Annotated in this window: 15 protein-coding genes and 6 pseudogenes; 13 read left to right on the top strand and 8 right to left on the bottom strand. The window is 59.3% G+C overall.

Translation table 11 applies throughout. The features are described 5' to 3' along the window. A pseudogene (locus G3A56_RS29635) lies at positions 1 to 758 on the bottom strand (IS5 family transposase). A 164-nt stretch (positions 759 to 922) separates the two neighbouring features. Between G3A56_RS29635 and G3A56_RS16340 the strand changes: the two are divergent. Continuing rightward, positions 923 to 2,149 carry an IS701 family transposase gene (locus G3A56_RS16340; RefSeq protein WP_142174431.1) on the top strand — a complete coding sequence of 409 codons (1,227 nt, stop codon included), beginning with the start codon at positions 923 to 925 and terminating at the stop codon, positions 2,147 to 2,149. Between the two features lie 194 nt (positions 2,150 to 2,343). Next, entirely contained in the window at positions 2,344 to 3,570 is a 1,227-nt protein-coding gene (locus G3A56_RS16335; RefSeq protein ID WP_142174431.1) for an IS701 family transposase, read from the top strand. 256 nt (positions 3,571 to 3,826) lie between these two features. Here G3A56_RS16335 and G3A56_RS16330 read toward each other — a convergent pair whose 3' ends face one another. The 4 genes and pseudogenes from G3A56_RS16330 to G3A56_RS16315 all read right to left on the bottom strand — a co-directional run. Then, a complete protein-coding gene (locus G3A56_RS16330) occupies positions 3,827 to 4,426 on the bottom strand; it encodes a general stress protein (protein WP_052821353.1) in 600 nt (199 codons plus the stop codon). Positions 4,427 to 4,442: 16 nt separating this feature from the next. Then, positions 4,443 to 4,760, bottom strand: coding sequence for a hypothetical protein (locus G3A56_RS16325; RefSeq protein ID WP_052821354.1), 318 nt, complete (start codon positions 4,758 to 4,760; stop codon positions 4,443 to 4,445). A gap of 600 nt (positions 4,761 to 5,360) precedes the next feature. After that, complete coding sequence (locus G3A56_RS16320; RefSeq protein ID WP_164056698.1) at positions 5,361 to 5,621, bottom strand: antitoxin; 261 nt, start codon at positions 5,619 to 5,621, stop codon at positions 5,361 to 5,363. Positions 5,622 to 5,760: 139 nt separating this feature from the next. Next, a pseudogene (locus tag G3A56_RS16315) lies at positions 5,761 to 6,255 on the bottom strand (Crp/Fnr family transcriptional regulator); the annotation flags it as partial. A gap of 25 nt (positions 6,256 to 6,280) precedes the next feature. On the opposite strand from G3A56_RS16315, the gene G3A56_RS16310 reads away from it, so the two are divergent. The 5 genes and pseudogenes from G3A56_RS16310 to G3A56_RS16290 form a co-directional block, all read left to right on the top strand. Beyond that, a complete protein-coding gene (locus G3A56_RS16310; RefSeq protein ID WP_225246562.1) occupies positions 6,281 to 6,451 on the top strand; it encodes a hypothetical protein in 171 nt (56 codons plus the stop codon). A 5-nt stretch (positions 6,452 to 6,456) separates the two neighbouring features. Further along, positions 6,457 to 7,266: an ABC transporter permease gene (locus G3A56_RS16305; protein WP_003504683.1), complete on the top strand. Its 810-nt coding sequence runs from the start codon at positions 6,457 to 6,459 to the stop codon at positions 7,264 to 7,266. After that, positions 7,263 to 8,015: an ATP-binding cassette domain-containing protein gene (locus G3A56_RS16300; RefSeq protein ID WP_052821357.1), complete on the top strand. Its 753-nt coding sequence runs from the start codon at positions 7,263 to 7,265 to the stop codon at positions 8,013 to 8,015. Before G3A56_RS16305 ends, G3A56_RS16300 begins: the two co-directional genes overlap by 4 nt. Beyond that, entirely contained in the window at positions 8,012 to 8,161 is a 150-nt protein-coding gene (locus G3A56_RS29630; RefSeq protein ID WP_164056690.1) for a hypothetical protein, read from the top strand. Before G3A56_RS16300 ends, G3A56_RS29630 begins: the two co-directional genes overlap by 4 nt. A 92-nt stretch (positions 8,162 to 8,253) precedes the next feature. After that, positions 8,254 to 8,448: pseudogene (locus G3A56_RS16290) on the top strand (NapC/NirT family cytochrome c); the annotation flags it as partial. A gap of 220 nt (positions 8,449 to 8,668) precedes the next feature. On the opposite strand, the pseudogene xth reads toward G3A56_RS16290, so the two are convergent. Beyond that, positions 8,669 to 9,443 (bottom strand): annotated as a pseudogene (xth, locus tag G3A56_RS16285) (exodeoxyribonuclease III). 6 nt (positions 9,444 to 9,449) lie between these two features. Then, on the bottom strand, positions 9,450 to 9,626 hold the full coding sequence (locus tag G3A56_RS28450) for a hypothetical protein (protein WP_052821360.1): 177 nt from the start codon (positions 9,624 to 9,626) through the stop codon (positions 9,450 to 9,452). Positions 9,627 to 9,826: 200 nt separating this feature from the next. Between G3A56_RS28450 and ku (G3A56_RS16280) the strand changes: the two genes are divergently transcribed. From ku (G3A56_RS16280) to G3A56_RS16255, 6 genes and pseudogenes are all read left to right on the top strand, one after another. Then, positions 9,827 to 10,726: a non-homologous end joining protein Ku gene (ku, locus tag G3A56_RS16280; RefSeq protein WP_052821364.1), complete on the top strand. Its 900-nt coding sequence runs from the start codon at positions 9,827 to 9,829 to the stop codon at positions 10,724 to 10,726. A gap of 12 nt (positions 10,727 to 10,738) precedes the next feature. After that, positions 10,739 to 11,551, top strand: coding sequence for a non-homologous end joining protein Ku (ku, locus tag G3A56_RS16275; protein ID WP_052821361.1), 813 nt, complete (start codon positions 10,739 to 10,741; stop codon positions 11,549 to 11,551). Continuing rightward, positions 11,548 to 12,566, top strand: a pseudogene (gene ligD, locus G3A56_RS16270) (non-homologous end-joining DNA ligase). The gene ku (G3A56_RS16275) and the pseudogene ligD (G3A56_RS16270) overlap by 4 nt, the downstream one beginning before the upstream one ends. Before the next feature lie 169 nt (positions 12,567 to 12,735). Then, complete coding sequence (locus tag G3A56_RS16265) at positions 12,736 to 13,212, top strand: Hsp20 family protein (RefSeq protein ID WP_072495314.1); 477 nt, start codon at positions 12,736 to 12,738, stop codon at positions 13,210 to 13,212. A gap of 69 nt (positions 13,213 to 13,281) precedes the next feature. Continuing rightward, positions 13,282 to 13,581, top strand: coding sequence for a DUF982 domain-containing protein (locus G3A56_RS16260; protein ID WP_082186168.1), 300 nt, complete (start codon positions 13,282 to 13,284; stop codon positions 13,579 to 13,581). 14 nt (positions 13,582 to 13,595) lie between these two features. Further along, a complete protein-coding gene (locus tag G3A56_RS16255; protein ID WP_409514867.1) occupies positions 13,596 to 13,787 on the top strand; it encodes a hypothetical protein in 192 nt (63 codons plus the stop codon). A gap of 58 nt (positions 13,788 to 13,845) precedes the next feature. Here the strand turns inward: G3A56_RS16255 and ligD (G3A56_RS16250) are convergent. Further along, positions 13,846 to 16,495 (bottom strand): annotated as a pseudogene (gene ligD / locus G3A56_RS16250) (DNA ligase D). Positions 16,496 to 16,680: the final 185 nt, after the last annotated feature.

Below are 16,680 nucleotides of genomic sequence, written 5' to 3'. Positions count from 1 at the left end.
CTAGGTCCTGTTGACAAAGTATGGCAGCCATATCTTTGCGGCTGCCCGGGCGAGGAATGCCGAGAAGGATTTTCGTGTCTTGTCGTATCGGGTCGCGACGCGCCGGAACTGCTTGAGACGGTTGAACATCCGCTCGATGCGGTTTCGATCTTTGTAAACCCGAAAGTCGCAGGCAGGCGGGTTCTTTCGGTTGGTTTTTGGCGGAATGACCGGCCTGATACTGTGGATCAGGAGTTCTTCACGCAGGAAGTCACCGTCGTAGCCTTTGTCGGCGAGGAACAACCTCGGCTTGCCGACCGGTATCGCCAGCAAGTCAGGAACGGCGTTGTAGTCCGAAGCCTCGCCGCCTGTCAGGACGAAGCCAAGAGGGCGGCCCTGACCGTCTGCTCGGGCGTGGATTTTCGTCGTAAAGCCGCCGCGTGATCGACCAAAAGCCTCCTGATAAGTCCCCCTTTTGCGCCCGCCGCCTGCGAATGGCCGCGAACAGTGGTGCTGTCGATCATGTGCTGCCAGTCATCCGTCAGCCCCAGTTCGACGAGGGTCTCAAGCAGGGCGTCCCAAACGCCTTGTTCGGCCCAACGGCGGAAGCGCACATAGACCGAATTCCACTTTCCGTATCGCTCATGCATGTCGCGCCACGGGCATCCGACCCGAAGGACATGCAGCATACCGTTCAGATATTGCCGATTATCGTGCGACGGTCGGGACTTCCTGCCGCGTTCGGTGGGCAACAACCCCTCGATGATCCGCCATTCCATATCTGTCAGGTCGCCGCGAGCCAAAACTGCCTCCTAAAAAGCAGTCTTGAATCACGCTTCTGCTGATTTGGGAATCCACTTTGTCAACAGGACCTAGCACTACTTTGGCAGATTCGTGCAAGCCTGGTTTGAGATGATTTGCGCTCTCACTTTTGGGGCGCGATATGGCGGATTGGAATACGGAGCTTTCAGCATTTTTGCAGCCGTTTCTGGAGAAGCTTGGACACAAGAAACGGCGACAGATGTGTCCACTTTATGTGTCGGGGCTTATCGGCCCCGGAGACCGCAAAAGTATTGAGCCGATGGCGGAACGGTTCGCTCCAGGCCAGTATGACCGCCTCCACCATTTCATTTCCGACGGCCTTTGGGATGCTGTTCCTCTTGAGGCCGAGCTCGCGCTGCAGGCGGACAGGATCGTTGGCGCATCCGATGCGTTTCTGGTGATTGATGACACCGGCCTGCCGAAGAAGGGTGATCATTCGGTCGGAGTCGCGCCGCAATACGCCTCGATGCTGGGCAAGAGAGCAAATTGCCAGACGCTGGTGTCGGTGACGCTTGCGCGAGAAGAGGTGCCGGTCCCGGTTGGCCTGCGTCTGTTCCTGCCGGATAGCTGGATCGGTGATCAGGAGCGCATGGCGAAGGCTGGGGTCCCAGACGACATGCGGACCTCTCGCACGAAGCCGGAGATTGCTCTTGCCGAGATCGATCGGTTGATCGTGACCGGTGTCCGGTTTGGCACAGTGCTGGCTGACGCAGGTTACGGCCTGTCGGCTGCGTTCCGAAAGGGCTTGAGTGAACGTGGCCTCACCTGGGCGGTCGGTATCCCCAAGCATCAGAAGGTTTATCCCGATGATGTCGGATTGATCTTTCCCGTCTCCGGTCATGGCCGTCCTCGCAAGCATTCGATCCCCGACACCCTTTCGGTTGCCGCCGAAACGATGTTGGCATCTGCAAGCTGGAAGAAGGTCAGTTGGCGCCGCGGCACAAAAGGTCGCCTGACCGCACGGTTTGCAGCATTGCGCATCCGGATCGCCGATGGCACGCCGCAGCGCATCTATGACAAGGGACAGCAGCACATGCCGGGCGAAGCGGCCTGGCTAGTTGGCGAATGGCGATCAAACGACGAGCGCAAATACTACCTGTCCAACCTGCCCGTCGATGCGACATTGAAAGTGCTGGCGGCCGCGATCAAGGCGAGATGGGTCTGCGAACAGGCACATCAGCAGATGAAAGAGGAGCTCGGTCTCGATCACTTCGAGGGCCGATCGTGGCAAGGCCTACATCGGCACGCTCTGATGACGATGATCGCTTATGCTTTTCTCCAGCACCAGAGATTGCAAACTGCAAAGTGGGAAAAAAAAGAAGCAAAGAGTTCGCCGAGGGCCGCCTGAACCGACCTTGCCAGCCGTCCGTCGAGCCGTGATCAATGCGCTTGCTATACCGACAGCACAGATCCGATGTCCGCACTGTCAACAGCACTTTCAAAGCAAAAATTCAATTCTGCCAAAGTAGTGCTAGCACTACTTTGGCAGATTCGTGCAAGCCTGGTTTGAGATGATTTGCGCTCTCACTTTTGGGGCGCGATATGGCGGATTGGAATACGGAGCTTTCAGCATTTTTGCAGCCGTTTCTGGAGAAGCTTGGACACAAGAAACGGCGACAGATGTGTCCACTTTATGTGTCGGGGCTTATCGGCCCCGGAGACCGCAAAAGTATTGAGCCGATGGCGGAACGGTTCGCTCCAGGCCAGTATGACCGCCTCCACCATTTCATTTCCGACGGCCTTTGGGATGCTGTTCCTCTTGAGGCCGAGCTCGCGCTGCAGGCGGACAGGATCGTTGGCGCATCCGATGCGTTTCTGGTGATTGATGACACCGGCCTGCCGAAGAAGGGTGATCATTCGGTCGGAGTCGCGCCGCAATACGCCTCGATGCTGGGCAAGAGAGCAAATTGCCAGACGCTGGTGTCGGTGACGCTTGCGCGAGAAGAGGTGCCGGTCCCGGTTGGCCTGCGTCTGTTCCTGCCGGATAGCTGGATCGGTGATCAGGAGCGCATGGCGAAGGCTGGGGTCCCAGACGACATGCGGACCTCTCGCACGAAGCCGGAGATTGCTCTTGCCGAGATCGATCGGTTGATCGTGACCGGTGTCCGGTTTGGCACAGTGCTGGCTGACGCAGGTTACGGCCTGTCGGCTGCGTTCCGAAAGGGCTTGAGTGAACGTGGCCTCACCTGGGCGGTCGGTATCCCCAAGCATCAGAAGGTTTATCCCGATGATGTCGGATTGATCTTTCCCGTCTCCGGTCATGGCCGTCCTCGCAAGCATTCGATCCCCGACACCCTTTCGGTTGCCGCCGAAACGATGTTGGCATCTGCAAGCTGGAAGAAGGTCAGTTGGCGCCGCGGCACAAAAGGTCGCCTGACCGCACGGTTTGCAGCATTGCGCATCCGGATCGCCGATGGCACGCCGCAGCGCATCTATGACAAGGGACAGCAGCACATGCCGGGCGAAGCGGCCTGGCTAGTTGGCGAATGGCGATCAAACGACGAGCGCAAATACTACCTGTCCAACCTGCCCGTCGATGCGACATTGAAAGTGCTGGCGGCCGCGATCAAGGCGAGATGGGTCTGCGAACAGGCACATCAGCAGATGAAAGAGGAGCTCGGTCTCGATCACTTCGAGGGCCGATCGTGGCAAGGCCTACATCGGCACGCTCTGATGACGATGATCGCTTATGCTTTTCTCCAGCACCAGAGATTGCAAACTGCAAAGTGGGAAAAAAAAGAAGCAAAGAGTTCGCCGAGGGCCGCCTGAACCGACCTTGCCAGCCGTCCGTCGAGCCGTGATCAATGCGCTTGCTATACCGACAGCACAGATCCGATGTCCGCACTGTCAACAGCACTTTCAAAGCAAAAATTCAATTCTGCCAAAGTAGTGCTAGTTAGAGCGGGTGGAATGAAATCTCTGTCGCAGACCGTTAAATTAATCGCGGCTTACAAACGAGATCTTTATCAAAGGCGGTATCGGGCGTCACTGAAGGGGCGCCACCGTGGCGCCCCTCCTGAAACTCTCACATACCATTGCGGCGATAGCGAAGCCGTTCCTGCTCGATCTGGTCGGCCTCGTAGGGCGAGAGCGTTTCGTCGAAATGCGTCCATCCTTGCTTTTCGTAGGCGGCGCGACGTTCTGTCGGATCGACCCAATTCGAGCGTTTGAGAATGGCTTCAGCCTCCGGCGCCAAGGCGTCATCCACCTTTGCGGTGACGAGGGTGCCACCCCTTCGGACGCCTTCGGCGTAGAAGTGGGCATCTCGTTCCGGGACGCCGGAGCTCGTCAGTGCGCCAATAATCCCGCCAGCGGCCCCTCCTGCAACCGCACCGGCTGCCGCGCCGGCCGCAGTCGCAGCAAGCCAGCCGGCTGCGACGACCGGACCGACGCCCGGAATGGCCATCAAGCCAAGGCCGGTGAGCAGGCCGCCCGCGCCGCCGACGACCGCACCGATCCCCGCACCAGTTCCGGCCCCTTCTGCGGCATTCGACTCTTCGTGTCGCCGATCGCTGTTATTGGAAACGATACTGATATCGCTGGATGGTACGCCCAGAGCTTCGAGTTCACTGACAGCGGAACTTGCGTCTGCGTAATCGTCAAAAAGTCCGGTAACAGTTCTCATAACATCCTCCTAGGGGTTACTTGGCAACAACATTGCCCTGATAATCGAGGGCGATCGAAACAGTTTTGCCGTCCTTCATGCCGGTGGCATTCCAAACGCCCCTGTCGTCTTTCTTGAGATCCTTCAACCCCGTATAACCCGCTTTTTCGATCCGATCCTTTGCCTGGTCCTCAGTAAAACTGTTGGCGCCCTCCACCGGGGCCGTCGGGTTTTTCATGTCGGGGGTCGCAATTGCCGGCGTGTTTCTGTCGCTGTTGGCCGCGGGCGCACCTTGAGCATGTGCTGCAAGGGCCGAGACACAAATGAAGGCGGCTGTGAGAATAGTGTTTTTCATAGTTTTCTCCCTAGCTCGGATCTGCGTAGATTGATCCGCCTGATTAACCCTCTGATGTTGTTTTGGTTCCAGCATCGGTCGACACGCGCCTTCTCGGCATCCCGTTACAAGATCCGATCGGTGCGGCAATGGACAACGGTGAGGATGTTTCCTCTCGTGCTGGGGGGCGTCCATCGTCGGCCGTCAGGCTTGCACGTCGCCTGGGTTCAAGGGCGACACGGAGTTCAGAAGTTTCCTTCAGTCGAGTTTAACGGATGGGGAGGGGATTTCGAAAGACCTGCAGCGCGCATGGCTGCGCAACCGGTGCGGCCCGAAGACAACAGCCTGCTCGCGTCGGTCCTGGACAGCGAGATCACGGTTCTTTAACAGGCCGCCATGCAATATCCGACGCGGATATGCCTGCGTTTTCCGCAAGCCTGCACGACAGCCGTCGGATTTTTGTCTTCGGATGCGGACATTTTGCGGCGCTCTCATCCCTTCCTGCGCTTCGCCTCAATCGTTCCGGTCACGAAGCGATCGATCTCGCGAGCGGGATGCACCTGCTTATCCCATCGGCGGCCAATCAATGAATGACCGCATTCGTGTCGAGAAGATGCGAGATCACGTAAACACCGAATAAATCTCCTGCCGGTCCTGTGGATCTGGCTCGTCGCGCCCGCCTCCCATAAAATCGTCGCTTACGCCGCGCGCAATCGCTGCTTTCAGGGACGGCCATGCCTCGCCACGCTCAACGTGCGGCCGCAGAACAAGCGCATCGCCCACTTGCGTTATGTCCACGCGATCGACGTCGAAACGCAATTCTTTCGGCAGGCGAATCGATTGGGAGTTACCGGACTGAAATACGCGGGCGACATGGGGCATGGTTCGCTCCCCTCAGTGTTTACCGCATTTATAAACATCATATGTCCCGCCACTTCAACTAGCAGCCTGCTTATAATCGACAGACAGTAAGAAATGCGCAAGAGCAGGCTGTCGCAATGAGCGAGGCCAAGGCTCCGCCCTAGACTTGACTGGTATCGCCGTCCGCTAGTTGAGCGAGGCCCGGCAGATCGCATACGAGAAGCTTCTGCCGGCCGCCCTGTACGAGGCCCTTGCTCTCCCAACTGGACAGGATGCGAGAAACGGTGTGGAGCGTGGTACCGGTCATTTCCACTATATCCTGCCGCGAGATCGGGAAGTCGATTCGAATACCGTCCACCTCCTTGCGCCCTGCCTGTTGCGAAAGGCGCAGTACGGCGTGCGCCACCCGACGCTCTACCTCCTGCGTCGACATTTCGCGGATGCGCGTATGGGCTTCCTCAAGACGTTGGCCAATGGTCTGCATGGCGGAGACGGCAAGGTGCGGGTTCTGCTCGACGAAGTGCGGCCAGAGGTCCGTCTGCCAGGAAAGGATCACGCTTTCGGCGGCCGTGGTCGCGGTACCGGGATAATCGGACCGCTGCAGCGCCCGGGCGAAACCGAAGAGATCACCGGGATGCACCACACGCACGATGACGGCGGCCGCTGCGGCCGCCGATGCCTTGGGTTTCCCGCCGGAAATCATCGCTGCCTCCTTCCCGACTAGCCATCTATGTGCGCTGAAGGCGAGTGCTGCGCGTACCGATCTTGAGGCGTTTTACGATGAACTCGCCAAGGCCGACCCCGCGATCATCGGCGGTCGGCGGCCGGATGACGGTTTTTATCTGGTGTAGCAGGCATGAACCGCATTCTCGAAAGTCTTGGCTGGATGGGCCGCTATCTCTGGGCGGGCTGGGCGGGGCTTTCGGGTATTTTCTGCTTTCTCGCCGCCTGGCAGGCCGGGCATGAAATTTATGGCTCCTTCATCCTGCCTTCGCCGGGTGAGACCTTCACGGCTATCGGAGTGCTTGCGGCGAGGCCGGATTTCTTCGCGATCCTGTCGCAGAGCGCCGTCAGGGCCCTGACTGGTTTCACCATTGCGGCGGGCATCGGCACCGTCGCCGGCGTGATGGCGGGTTACTCCTTCGCGGCCATGCGGCTGATGAAGCCTGTTGTCACCGTCCTGCTCGGCGTTCCGCCCATAGGCTGGATCGTGCTGGCGCTGATCTGGTTCGGTTCCTCCGGCGGCACTGCCGTCATGACCGTTGTCATCGCATCGGCTCCCGTTTCCTTTGCCGGTGCATTGGAAGGTGTCGCCAAGCGGGATCGTCAGCTGGAGGTGATGGCGCAGGCCTTCGGTGCTCCATGGTTTTACCGGTTGCGCACCGTCACCATGCCGCATGTGCTTTCCTATCTCTTTCCCGCCTGGACCACGACGGCCGGCAGTGCGTGGAAAGTCACTGTCATGGCCGAGCTTCTGTCGAATTCCGGCGGCATTGGCGGCGAACTGGCCACCGCACGCGCGCTGTTCGATATCGCGCAGGTCAGCGCCTGGCTCACCATCACCGTCGCGCTGGCGCTGCTCACCGATTACGGCCTGCTGCATCTGCTGCGCGAAGCGCTGGAACGCTGGCGCGCCGCCGGGCTGCCATGGGGTGTCAAACGATGAGCGATCATTCCAACCTGCGTTTTGAACATGTCGGCCACGCCTTTTTAGGTCGCAGCCTGTTCGAGAATTTCGACCTGAGCATAGCGCTGGGGGAAACCGTGGCGCTGCTTGGCCCTTCCGGCAGCGGCAAGACGACGATCCTGCAGATCGCGGCTGGCATCATCGATCCCGTTCGCGGCCGCGTGCATCGTCGATATCGCCGGCAGGGTCTGGTCTTTCAGGAACCGCGGCTGCTGCCATGGATGACGCTGATCGACAATATAGCCTACGGCCTTGCGGCCACCGGCATGCCGAAACGGGAACGCCGTGAAAGGGCTGGGTGTTTTGCGCTCGAAGTTGGGCTGGAAGAAGCGGATTTCGGCAAATATCCGGTCGAGCTTTCCGGCGGCATGCGCCAGCGCGCCGGTGTGGCGCGGGCGCTGGCGGTGGAGCCGGACATGCTGTTTCTGGACGAACCTTTCAGCGCCGTCGATGTCGGCCTGCGACGCCATTTGCAGGAGCTTCTGGTGGGTACCGCCCGCAGGCGCGGTTTCTCCACCCTTCTTGTCACCCATGATCTTCATGAAGCGCTGATGGTGGCCGACAGGCTGATCGTGCTTTCAGGCATGGACGGCCGCGTCATTGCCGCGCATAAGCCCGCCGGTTCGCCGGGCCGGCGCATGGCGCGGGCGGTTTTCGACGAAGCGGAACGCCTGTCTGAGAGTCCGGCCTTCGCCGAACTGTTTTCAGCAAAGGAGCGGGTGCGATGAGGCAGCCCCCCATCCTTTCGGAAGCCCTGCGGCTGTTTTTCCCGCTGGCCGCCCTGCATGGCGCGGGCTGGCCCTTCCTGTGGGTCGTCATCGGTGGTTATGCCCTGCCTTTTGCCGATGCGGTGCCTAGGCGCGGCGCACGATGAAACACTTGGCATTCCTTATCTGGTTTCTTTTGTTTACGGCGGCTGAAGCGGGTGTGCGTTATGCCTGGTGGAGCGGCGATCCTGAATTTGCATCCAAATATCTGTTGACGGGCAAGGCCACCTGCATCGATTGCCATAAAGGCATTGCTCATGAACTGCCGAACATGGAAGGCATCGATCCAGGTTGGAAAATGCCGCCGGCCCTCGACGGTCACCCAGGACAGACGGCATCTGCGATCGATGATTTGCGACGGGCGATGAGTGATGTGCACCGGAACGTTTTCTAGGAACCCCCTCGTTCCAAAGACGAGCCTTCGATCGCCGCGGCGTCTGTGCGGGCGTCGAAGCCTATGGGTCCGTTCGGTCCAAAGGCGTCGACATATGCTCGATTATGGACAAAGACCTTTCCAGCCCGTCCGCCATAACAGCGCTCATGCGAAAGCGTCGGTCCGCCCTTCGCCGCCAGCAGGGAGGCGCGCGAAGCATCCTTATCCGCTCTATGGGTCTCTATCGGTCGTCCAGTACAATCCAGGCGGGGGCGTGATCACTGGTGTGCTCCCACGCACGCGCAAACTTGTCGACCCCGCACGCCTGCAATCGTTCCTGCACGGATGGGGTCAGCAGGAAATGATCAATGCGCAGACCCGCATCCCGCGCAAACGCGTTCCGAAAATACTTCCAGAACGTATAGATCCGCTCATCCGGATGCAGCAGTCTAATGGCATCCGTCCAGCCCATTGAAATTAGGTGGGCATAGGCTGCGCGAACCTCCGGCCGAAACAGGGCATCGTCTCGCCAGCGCTCCGGTTTATAGACATCGAGGTCGGTCGGCATGACATTGAAGTCTCCAACAAGGGCGCATGGCACGTCCAGCTCAATCAGTTGACCTGCGTAGAAACGCAGCCGCTCAAACCAGCGCAGCTTGTAGTCAAATTTCGGCCCGGGTGCCGGGTTGCCGTTTGGCAAGTAAAGGCAGCCGATGATCATGCCATCGATGGCAGCCTCGATATACCGGCTGTGGCTGTCGTCAGGGTCTCCGGGAAGCCCCGGCGCGTCTCGAGAGGTTCGTGACCCGGGCAAGGATTGCAACGCCATTCCATGATTTCTGCCCATGCCAGATGGCGCCGTAGCCTGCGCGCTCGATTTGGCGAAGCGGAAACTTCTCGTCCGGCGCCTTCAACTCCTGCAGGCAGACGACATCGGGTTTTGCCCGATCGAGCCAGCGGAGCAGGATCTCGAGCCGACCGTTAATGCCGTTGACGTTATACGTGGCGAGCTTCACCGGGGTTCAGTGTTTGCGATCACCCCGGTCACCCCGGCCCGGTTTCGCATCATGCTTCGCATCGTGGCGCGCGTCGGCAGAGAGCGATCGCGAGACGTCGACGCTTTCCTTGAACTTGCCGTCCTTATCGCGGCGCACATAACGCTTGTCGGTTCCGGTATCGATCAGTTCACGCTTGCTCATGACAGGCCTCCTCTTCGCGTTTCGTGAAGAGGAAACGTTCGTCGCCTCAAAAAGATGCACCGGAATCAAGCGTCTAGCGCAGACTCGCAACGCCAGTTCTGATCGTGGCCCTAAGTCCTTGAAAAATGATTCGTTTTGACTCGGAACAAATGCATGCTGAATCGCTTGAATCGCATTGGTTGTGGCAGGAGTTTTGCGTCATGGTTGCCCCGCGAGCGAACTGGAAGGGCTTTATCAAATTTGGAGAAGTCGCGTGTCCTGTGGCTCTCTATACTGCGGCATCATCATCTGAACGGATTGCTTTCAACACCCTCAATCGCCGAACCGGCAACCGGGTGAAACGCGAATTTATCGACAGCGAGACCGGCGATCCGGTGGAACGGGACGCCCAGGTCAAGGGCTATGAGATCGAGAACGGCCAGTATATCGTTCTCGAGCCGGACGAGGTGGCTGCCGCCGTGCCTCACAGCGACAAGACGCTGAAGATCGACGCCTTCATCCCCTGCAGCGAGATCGACAGCGTCTATTTCGACAAGCCCTATTATCTGGCGCCCGACAGGATGGGGACGGACGCTTTCGTACTTTTGCGCGATGGCATGAAAAGAGCCAAAGTTGCTGCGATCGCCCGCACCGTGCTCTTCCGACGCTTGCGTACGGTGCTGATCAGGCCACACGGGAAGGGCCTGATCGCCACGACGCTCAACTTTGACTATGAAGTCCGCTCGTCGGCGGAAGCCTTCGAGGAGTTGCCGGACCTCAAGATCGAAGGCGAGATGCTTGAGTTTGCCGAGCACATTATCGGCACAAAGAAGGGGACCTTCGATGCCAGCACGTTCGACGACCGATATGAAGCCGCCGTTGCCGAGCTGGTGAAGGCCAAGATCGAGGGCAGGGCCCTGCCGAAGAAGAAGGCCGCAGCCGTCCCCAGGCAAAACGACCTTTTGCAGGCGCTGCGTGAGAGTGCTGGCATGGGCACCAAATCCGGCCAGAAACGCGCCGTTTCTAACGCCAACAAGAGTGCCGGCCGTCAGAAGGCTTCGAAACCGGGTGCTGCTGCCAAATCAAATGCGGTCTCGTCACAGACGCGCCGCGCCGGCTGACGGAGGAAAATCGTGGCTGTCCGTCCCTATTGGAAAGGTTATCTGAAACTCTCGCTCGTCACCTGTCCCGTGCAGATGATGCCGGCAACGTCCGAAAGTGAGAAGGTCCGCTTCCACACCCTCAACCGCGATACCAAAAACCGGGTCGTCAGCCACTACGTCGATAGTGTTACCGGAAAAGAGGTGAGGGAGGAGGATGAGGTCAAGGGCTATGAGCGTGGCGAGAACGAATACGTCATCCTCGAAGACGAAGAACTGGAAAACGTTGCGCTCGACAGCACAAAGACCATCGACATCTCGACGTTTACCCCCCGTGACACCATTGAGTGGATATGGCTCGACACGCCCTATTATCTTTCACCCAACGATGCCGTCGGCCAGGAAGCATTCTCGGTCATCAGGGATGCGATGGAAGCGCAGAACATGGTGGGGATTTCACGTCTCGTAATTACCCGCCGCGAGCGCGCCGTCATGCTTGAGCCACGCGGCAAGGGTATCGTTCTGTGGACGCTGCGCTATGGGGATGAAGTCCGTGACGAGGATACTTACTTTGGCGGGATCGAAGAAGACGAAACGGGCGATAGTGAGATGATGCGTCTCGTGCAGCAACTGATCAAAAAGCAAACGCAGCACTGGGACCCCAAGATGGTCATCGATCCGGTTCAGGATCGGTTGCTTGACATCATTGCCGCCAAGAAGAAAGCGCTGAAGAAGTCTGCAAAACCGAGGACATCCACACCGGCGAAGTCGGCACCCAGCAATGTCATCAATATCATGGACGCGCTGAAGAAGTCGGTTGCAGCCGAGAATCGGGCGGGCAAATGAAACGTCCCGCCAAGCCGCTCCTGCAGAATGACAGTCTGACGGCAAAATCGCAGCCGCGCCGCAGGCGCGATCCGGCTCAGCCCAATCTGCCGTTCGACCCGATGCCAGATCGCGTCGAGCCATGTCTGGCGCTCCTGAAGACGGCCCCGAGTGGGTCTATGAAATGAAATGGGACGGCTATCGGCTCGCGGTCCACATCGAGCCGAAGGGTGTGCGGATCATTACCCGGGGCGGCCACGACTGGACGCACCGGTTTCCCACTATCGCCGCAGCGGCCAGGGACCTTGGAGTTGCAACAGCCATCCTTGACGGCGAAGCGGTGGTGCTGAACGGCGAGGGCCGCTCAGATTTCGGCGCTCTGCAACGCTCGCTCGGTGGGCGAGGCGGCAAACGGGCGTCGACAGAAGCCGTGCTCTTCGCCTTCGACCTTATGTATTTCGATGGTCACGATCTCACTCGTACCGAGCTGTCGGTCCGCCGGCACTTGCTGGGGGACCTGCTTGAAGACGCGACCGGCGCACTCCAGCTGTCCGAAGAAATAGACGCGGACGGCGCTGAATTATTGGCGAGCGCGTGTTCCCTCGGCATGGAAGGCATCATCGCAAAACATCGTGACAGCACTTATCGCTCGGGCCGGACCGGCGACTGGCTGAAGATCAAGTGTGTTCAAAGCGAGAGCTTCATGATTGTCGGCTACGAGCAGTCGGCGGCGGCGCGCGGCGGGATTGGCAGTTTGCTGCTGGCGGCGAGACGTGGCCATGACTGGGTCTATGTTGGCGCCGTTGGAACCGGGTTTAAGGAGAAAGATGCGGCGTATCTGAAGAAGACCCTGGATAGGCTGAAGACGAAGACACCGGTCGTTCCGCTCAAGGGCAGGAATTACGTCTTCGCGCAGCCGACGCTCATCGCCGAAATCGAGTTCCGTGGCTGGACCGACGATGGCAACCTGCGTCATGCGTCCTATAAAGGACTGCGCGAGGTACAGGACAATGCCGCGGTCCATGAACTCGACTGAGTTGGTCCTGGCGGGCGCCTGGACGTCAATTTTTTCTGACGGCACCCTTGAATCGTAAATTTCCGAAAACCAAATCGATTGCCGCCAGCTGCTGAGACAGGGCTGGACTTGCTGGAAGCGCCGCGTTTCGGCGCTTCTGTACCCATGTTGCTTCAAGGAGGATATGGCTATGGCAACATCTTATGACTACGCACCCCTGTTCCGTTCGACCGTCGGCTTCGACCGGATCTTCAATCTTCTTGAAAATGCCCAGCGCGCCCGCTCGATCAGCGACTGGCCGCCCTATGACATCGTCAAGACCGGCGATGACAGCTACCGGATTTCGGTCGCGGTCGCAGGGTTTGCCGAGGACGAGCTAGACATCACCTTTCAGTCCAACCTTCTCACCGTTACCGGCAAGAAGCAGGACGCTTCCGCCGATGAATACCTTCATCGCGGTATAGCCGGCCGGCCTTTTGAACACCGTTTCGAACTTGCCGACCATGTCAGGGTGAATGGCGCCGATCTCCGCAACGGTCTTCTGTCGATCGATCTCGTTCGTGAGATTCCTGAGGCCTTGAAACCGCGCAAGATCGATATCCAGACCAGCCCGGCCCTTCAGCATAAGGTTGCCTCGGCGCAGATCGAAGCGCAAAAGGCGGCCTGATCGAATTTTAAAAAAACGGGCGCCGTTGCAGCGGCGCCCGTCAACATCGGGGGTAGGAAGGAGAGCGCGATGAAACCCGATGTGTTCAACGAGCCCGTCACCATCCTTATCGGCCTTGGTTTCCCGACCGAGGTTCGCAGCGTCATCGACGCTTACCGGCATCTGGCGGAATGGCCGGCATCAATGCGCGATACGGCGCATTCAATGGCGCTGAAGGCCTGCAGGGCGGCATTGCGCGGTGAGATCGAAGCGGACACCGCCCGGGGTCTGTTTGCAGCCTTTGCCGCCAAACACGATCTGCTGGCCCCGGACGTTGATGTCATCTCCGCGTCCCGTCACTCGCACGACAAGGATCCGCACGTTCGCTGAGGAAGCCTCCATGCATGAGAATCCGCAGCTTGCCGCTCAAGGGTATGGAAATTGCGCGGCCGATCGATGTGGTGGACGCAACCTCGCTCAAGGTCGACGAAAAACGGACGATATTGGCCGCTTGGGCTTCGGACCTCTACACGACCGACTCAAGGCCGGCGTACCGCCAGATGCCTGGAACACCGGGCCCTGTCCTCAATCGATGAGGTTCAGGCTGCGCTGAGCGACCTTGACCTGAGCTACGGGTCTTGATCCAGGCCGCTCTCAGGCGGCCTGTTTCATCGATTTCGTCAGCCGCTTGATGGCCTGCTCCAGCGAACGCTGCCCGTCGCAGTAATCCTCCCAGGCGGTTGTCTTCGACAAAAGCGCCGGTACGGTGCGAATGGTGAAGCGTTTCGGATCGAGATCCGCTTTTACCTGCTTCCAGGTCAGTGGCATCGAAACTGGTGCGCCTGGCCGGGCGCGCGGTGACAGCGGCGCGACAGCAGTCGCCATTCGGTCATTGCGCAGGTAGTCGAGGAAGATCCGACCGTTGCGCTGGTTCTTCGCCATCTTGATCAGGTAAAGGTCAGGGTTGTCACGTGCCATCTGCAGGCAGACATCGTGTGCGAAGCCTTTCGCCTCCGGCCAGCTCAGCTTCTTTCCCTTCGGTACCGCAAGCGGGGTGACGACGTGAAGGCCCTTGCCGCCGGTGGTCTTGCAGAAGCTGACGAGGCCAAGTTCCTCCAGCCGGTCGCGCATTTCCCGGGCGGCTTCGACCACGGTGGAGAAGGGTAAGTCCGGACCTGGATCGAGGTCGAAGACAAGACGACCGGGCACCTCCGGTTCGTTGGGCTCGCAATTCCAGGGATGCAGTTCGACGCCGCCGATCTGGGCGATGGCGGCAAGGCCCTCAACGCGATCAATCTGCAGATAGGGTTTCTTGTCGCCGAACACCTTGACCAGTTCGAGCAGGTTCGACGTTCCCGGCATCGCGTGTCTCTGGAAGAACTGCTCACCACCGATGCCGTCAGGCGTCCGGATGATGGAGCATGGCCGTCCCTTGATATGGTCGATCAGCCATGGACCAACGGCCTCATGATAGTGCGCGAGATCCTCCTTGGTGACCGGCTCACCGTCATTTGCATCGGGCCAGAGCGGCTTGTCAGGGCTGGAGATCATCACGCCCATAACTTCTGCCTTGGTGTTCTTGCCGCGTGCCGGTCGCGACGGCTTTGGCCGGGCCGGCGTTGGCGTTTCAGTTTTCCCTGGCGATGCCGGCGTTTCGGCCTCGACCTCCTTCGCCGGCTTGTCTTCGCGCAAACCCTTGAAGGCTGCCTGACGGACCAGTCCGTCCGCGGTCCAGCCGGCGAACTGGATCTCGGCCACCAGTTCGGGCTTGACCCAGACGATGTTGGGTTCTTTTTTCGGAGCGCCTATCCCGGTAAAGGGCGATTTTGAGGTTTCCAGTTCCCGGAGCTTCGGCAGGATTGTATCCACCGTTTTGGCACCATAGGCGGTCCCGACCCGCCCGACATAGACGAAGTGATTGTCCCTGAAGACGCCGACAAGAAGTGAACGAAACTTGCCGTTGGTTTTGGCGTAAGCGCCAATGACAACCTCATGTCCGGCGCGGCATTTGGATTTCGCCCAGGTATCGGTACGCCCCGACTGATAGGGGGCATCCGCCTGCTTCGAGACAATGCCCTCCAGCGAGAGCTTGCACGCCGATTTCAATACTGCATCGCCGCCGGTCTCAAAGTGTTCGACGAACCGCAGGCGCGGATCTTCCCCCGCCTTACTCAGCAGCGCTTCGAGCCTTTTCTTGCGTTCCGTAAGCGGTAGTTGCCTCAGATCCTCACTCCCTCGAACAGCAGGTCGAAAGCAAAATAGACGAGCGCATCCGTTTTACCTTCTGACAGCGCCGCCTGAAGTGCGGCGAAGTCCGGGGCACCGTTTTCATCGAGTGCACAGATCTCACCGTCGATGATGGCATCAGGCAAGCTTGCGGCCGATGTCGCAATCGCCGGATACTTGGCCGTCCAGTCCAGCCCCTTGCGCGTCTTCAGCGTTACTTCGCCGTTTTCAATGCGCGCCTGAATACGGTATCCGTCGAATTTGATCTCGTGGATCCAGCCATCGGCCGACGGTGGGCGTTCGAGCGTTTCGCAAAGCTGCGGAGGTATGAAGTCGGGCATCGCGGACTTCGCTGCTTTCCGCGATGCCGGGCGCTTTTTCTTTGTATCCGCCGCACGTTTGTCTGCCGCCAGTCCATGATTGCTGTCCCAGACGGCGTCGGCCTGCACATCGCCGCTCTGCACCATGAACGGTTTTGGTTTGTTTCCTTTACCGGCAGCGATGGCGGCCATGGTTCTGCCCGAGGCAACCGACGTGTTGTTTTCGTCAAGGATGGCGGCGCCGTTTTCATCGACCGAGAAGTCGTCGCGATGCTTGATCAGCAGCCAGTTCGTCCGTTTGCCCCCGTCACGGTCGTTGCGCATCCGCACCAGTACGAAGCTGCCACGCAGCCGCTCCCCTTCAAGGGTAAACTTGAAGTCGCCCTTGGCGAGAGCCTGCTCGGGCGTCCTGTTACCTTCCGGCTCCCAGTAGCCGCGGTCCAGAGCATGACCGTGCCGCCGCCATACTGGCCTTTGGGAATCGTGCCTTCGAAGTCACCATAGTCCAACGGGTGGTCTTCCACCTCCACGGCCAGGCGCTTGTCCTGGGGATCGAGAGACGGTCCCTTGGTCACAGCCCAGGACTTGAAGACGCCGTCGAGTTCGAGGCGCAGGTCATAATGGAGCCGCGTGGCGTCATGTTTCTGGATGACAAAGCGCCTGCGGTTTGAAGCTTTCAGCTTCGTTTTTCCGCTTGGCTCCTGCGTCTTCTGAAAATCGCGTTTCTGCCTGTAGGTCGAAAGCTTGTCGTTGGCCATGGGTATCCCCGAAAAAATCCACCTCCCGCTTCGAAGGAATACGGGATGAGGCACGGGCCGGACAGGTGGACGCGTAATCGCCTTTTCGTTGTGCGGGATGAGAAACGGGTTCGCATTCATCACCCCGTTGCGTCCGGTGCACACAGCCCGCGAACTCAACGGTGAAAAGGCAACGGGTTATGCTT

Source organism: Rhizobium oryzihabitans, from assembly GCF_010669145.1.
GTDB classification, from domain to species: domain Bacteria; phylum Pseudomonadota; class Alphaproteobacteria; order Rhizobiales; family Rhizobiaceae; genus Agrobacterium; species Agrobacterium oryzihabitans.
This window is presented reverse-complemented; position numbering and strand designations above follow the sequence as displayed.

Bases quoted from the DNA above. Each gene is read 5' to 3' on its own strand.
- G3A56_RS16340 (WP_142174431.1), top strand. From the start codon at position 923: ATGGCGGATTGGAATACGGAGCTTTCAGCATTTTTGCAGCCGTTTCTG.
- G3A56_RS16335 (WP_142174431.1), top strand. From the start codon at position 2,344: ATGGCGGATTGGAATACGGAGCTTTCAGCATTTTTGCAGCCGTTTCTG.
- G3A56_RS16330 (WP_052821353.1), bottom strand. From the start codon at position 4,426: ATGAGAACTGTTACCGGACTTTTTGACGATTACGCAGACGCAAGTTCC.
- G3A56_RS16325 (WP_052821354.1), bottom strand. From the start codon at position 4,760: ATGAAAAACACTATTCTCACAGCCGCCTTCATTTGTGTCTCGGCCCTT.
- G3A56_RS16320 (WP_164056698.1), bottom strand. From the start codon at position 5,621: ATGCCCCATGTCGCCCGCGTATTTCAGTCCGGTAACTCCCAATCGATT.
- G3A56_RS16305 (WP_003504683.1), top strand. From the start codon at position 6,457: ATGAACCGCATTCTCGAAAGTCTTGGCTGGATGGGCCGCTATCTCTGG.
- G3A56_RS16300 (WP_052821357.1), top strand. From the start codon at position 7,263: ATGAGCGATCATTCCAACCTGCGTTTTGAACATGTCGGCCACGCCTTT.
- G3A56_RS29630 (WP_164056690.1), top strand. From the start codon at position 8,012: ATGAGGCAGCCCCCCATCCTTTCGGAAGCCCTGCGGCTGTTTTTCCCG.
- G3A56_RS28450 (WP_052821360.1), bottom strand. From the start codon at position 9,626: ATGAGCAAGCGTGAACTGATCGATACCGGAACCGACAAGCGTTATGTG.
- ku (WP_052821364.1), top strand. From the start codon at position 9,827: ATGGTTGCCCCGCGAGCGAACTGGAAGGGCTTTATCAAATTTGGAGAA.
- G3A56_RS16265 (WP_072495314.1), top strand. From the start codon at position 12,736: ATGGCAACATCTTATGACTACGCACCCCTGTTCCGTTCGACCGTCGGC.
- G3A56_RS16260 (WP_082186168.1), top strand. From the start codon at position 13,282: ATGAAACCCGATGTGTTCAACGAGCCCGTCACCATCCTTATCGGCCTT.
- G3A56_RS16255 (WP_409514867.1), top strand. From the start codon at position 13,596: ATGAGAATCCGCAGCTTGCCGCTCAAGGGTATGGAAATTGCGCGGCCG.